At 63.7% G+C, this 3,135-nt stretch carries 3 protein-coding genes; all 3 read right to left on the bottom strand.

Going from position 1 to position 3,135, the window contains the following annotated elements; translation table 11 throughout:
- The coding region (locus EN969_RS23845; protein ID WP_206525215.1) for a glycosyltransferase family 2 protein at positions 1–926 on the bottom strand (926 nt) is incomplete at its 3' end.
- A gap of 80 nt (positions 927–1,006) precedes the next feature.
- Positions 1,007–2,506, bottom strand: a complete 1,500-nt coding sequence (locus EN969_RS23840; protein WP_063170024.1) for a HAMP domain-containing sensor histidine kinase — start codon at positions 2,504–2,506, stop codon at positions 1,007–1,009.
- Positions 2,503–3,135, bottom strand: a 633-nt coding sequence (locus EN969_RS23835; protein WP_245467480.1) for a response regulator transcription factor, incomplete at its 5' end; no start/stop codon positions are given. The genes EN969_RS23835 and EN969_RS23840, both read right to left, overlap by 4 nt.

The following is a 3,135-nucleotide window of genomic DNA, read 5'->3' as shown; positions in this document are numbered from 1 at the left end:
ACCGCCTGGCTGCGCGAAACGATCTCGTTGACGAAGTAGAGCGGCCGCCGCTTTGTCTCCATGTACATGCGCCCGAGATACTCGCCGAAGATTCCAAGCACCATAAGCTGGACGCTGCCGAGGATCAGCACGATCGCGGCGAGGCTGGTCCAGCCGGGCAACACGTTTCCGACCGACCATTCGAGCAGCGTGTAGCCGAGCACGACCAGCCCCAGAAGCCCGAACATCATTCCGAGCAGCGAGGCGAACCGCAAGGGCACGATGGAGAAGCTGGTCATGGCGTCGACCGCCAGAAGAAGCATTTTCTTCAGCGGATAGTGGGTGGTGCCGGCAAAGCGGCGGTGCCGCTCATAGGGGAAAGCCACCTGTCTCAGCCCGATCCAGCTCACCATGCCGCGAATGAACCTGTAACGTTCTGGCATCGCGTTCAGATGGTCGAGCGCGCGACGGTTCATCAGTCGGAAATCACCGGTATTCGGGGCTATGTCGACGTCGACCATCCGGCGCAGCAAGCGATAGAACATGGATGCGGAGGCGAGCTTGAACCAGCTTTCGCCATCGCGCGTCAGCCTCTGGCCGTAAACCACATCGAAGCCTTCGTTCATCTTCGTCATCATCGCGCCGAGCAGTTCAGGCGGATCCTGCAGGTCGGCATCGAGAATGAGAATGCGCTGGCCGCGACAGAATTCGAGCCCGGCGCTCAACGCGATCTGGTGGCCGTAATTGCGGGCAAGGTCGATGGCGACGATATGGTCGTCCTTTTCGGCCAGCTGCAGAATGGCCTCGCGCGTACCGTCGGTCGCGCCATCGACGACAAGGACGATCTCGTAGGAAGGGCCTTGCCCAAGGCATGCGGCCGTTACCCGCCGATGCAGTTCGGCCACGCCATCCAGCTCGTTGTAGCATGGGATGACCACCGACAGCATGACGCCGCGTCGCGCGGTGTTTCTCTCCGTCTCCACCAAAGCCTTGCTCCCGCTATCCGATTGGGAATAGCGGCAATTGGTTAGAAAACAGATAAGCCAGCGGGATCGGCCGCAACCGTGGGCCGGCCATCATTTCTGCCGCACGCGGCCACCGCCCGAACCGGCAACTCCATGCGGATGCGGGCGCCTTGCCAGGAGCCGGCCAATATCCGGATGGAGCCATCGTGCAGCAGTGCGATCTGCCGGGCAAGGTTCAATCCCAGGCCCGCGCCGCGCGATTGCGGCCGCAGTCGGTAGAAGGGCTCGAAAACGTTCTCGTGCTCATCGGCTGGAATGCCTGGGCCTTCGTCGCGGATTTCGACGCCGCCGTTTTCATCGATCGCTATGGTGATCGTGCCGGAACCGCCGCCATGATCGATGGCATTGCGCACGAGATTTGCCAGCGCCCGCTCGATCTGCAGCACGTTGATCTCGACATGGACCTTGTTGGCTGGCGGCTCGAAGGCAAGATCGTAGCCTGCTTCGATGGCGAGCGGGGCGAAGTCGGCGGCGACCCGGCCGACAAGATCGCAGAGGTCTATGATCTGGCGCTGGTCCGCCGGGCGGTCGAGCAGCTGGTGGTCGAGCAGCTGTTGCGCAAGATGCGACAGGCGCTCGATGTCATGCAGCAGGCGCGCGCTTTGCGGTTCCTGCTTCAGCAATTCGGCGCGCGTGCGCAGGATGGCGATCGGCGTGCGCAGTTCGTGCGCCGCGTCGGTGAGGAAGCGGTTGTGCCGGTCATAGCCCTGGGCGAGGCGCGCCAGCGTCTGGTTGAAGGCATGCACCAGCGGCGCGATCTCCTGCGGCACATTCTTGACCGGCAGCTGCATCGCACGGGTGCCGATGTCGATGCGCGCGGCCTGCTGGACGGTGTCGACGAGGCCGGCAAACGACCGGCGCACGACGGCTGGCGTCGTCACCAGGGTCGTGGCTCCCATGACGAGGACGATCGGCAGCAGCAGGATGACGATGATGGCCGCGAGAGCGGGAAGCGCCTTCTCCCAGTTCCTGCTGCCGTCCGGGTTCTTGGCGACGTCGATGGTGGCCGAAATGGTGACTTCGAGGCCGTCGGTCTCTTCCCGCGACGATCGCGTCGCGGCAATGATCTGAACCGTGCCAGCCTTGGTCGAAACTTTTTCGAGGTAGGCCTCCGGCCTCAAATCATCTTCGGAAAATCCGATGGTGGCGTGATCGGCCTGGCCCAGCAGATCGCCAAAATTCCTGGTGTAGACGTCGGGTATGCTGCCGAAGCGGATGCTCTGGCCGTTGTTGTCGCGGATGATGTACCAGACATTGGGGAACCCCTTACGAAACGAACGCAATCCATCGGTCTCATGGACGATCAATCTGCCGTTGCCGTCACGATCGACGGCATCCTTGAGGGTGGCGACGGCAGCCTCGTTGTCGACAAGAAGCCGTGGATCGGCGATCCACAGCGCGGCCGCGCACAGCACGATGAAGACAAGAAGCGTCGCCGCCTGCAACAGGATCATCCGCCGCACCAGCACCCATTGCAGCGATCGCGTGCGCGACTTCTTCACGAGGCGGCCCGCAAGAGATAACCGAGGTTGCGGATCGCCCTGATCTCGATGCCGGCAGCGACGTCGTCGAGCTTGCGACGCAGCCGCGAAATGTGCGCATCCAATGCATTGGAGCCGATCTCGTCGTCGAGAGCATAGACGGCTTCTTCCAGCGCCCCGCGCATGATCGTCCGCCCCGGCCTGCGGATGAGCGTTTCGAGCACCAGCCGCTCGCGCCGCGGCAGTTCCAGCGCCTGGTCCTCGACAAGCGCCTCGCGATGGCGGAAATCATAGGTGAGGCGGCCGACCATCACCTGATTGGCACGCGTGGTGAACGAACGCCGGTGCAAGGCATTGAGCCTGGCGACCAGTTCCACCGTGGCGAACGGCTTGACCATGTAGTCGTCGGCGCCGGCGTCGAGCCCCGCCACGCGATCGTCGAGCCCGCTGAGCGCCGTCAACGCGATCACCGGCACGTCCAGATGCAAGGCCCGCAGGCGCGGGATCAGGCTGAGGCCATCGCCATCCGGCAGCCGGCGGTCCAGCACCACCGCGTCATGGTGGCCGAGCCGCGCCACGGCTTCGGCATCCGCCAGTGTCGCGGCATGGTCGACGATGATGTCCTGGCGCTCGAGCGCGGTCTTCAGCAC

Origin of the sequence: Mesorhizobium sp. M7A.F.Ca.CA.003.01.2.1, from assembly GCF_003998945.1 — a bacterium.
Taxonomy (GTDB): domain Bacteria; phylum Pseudomonadota; class Alphaproteobacteria; order Rhizobiales; family Rhizobiaceae; genus Mesorhizobium; species Mesorhizobium ciceri.
This window is presented reverse-complemented; position numbering and strand designations above follow the sequence as displayed.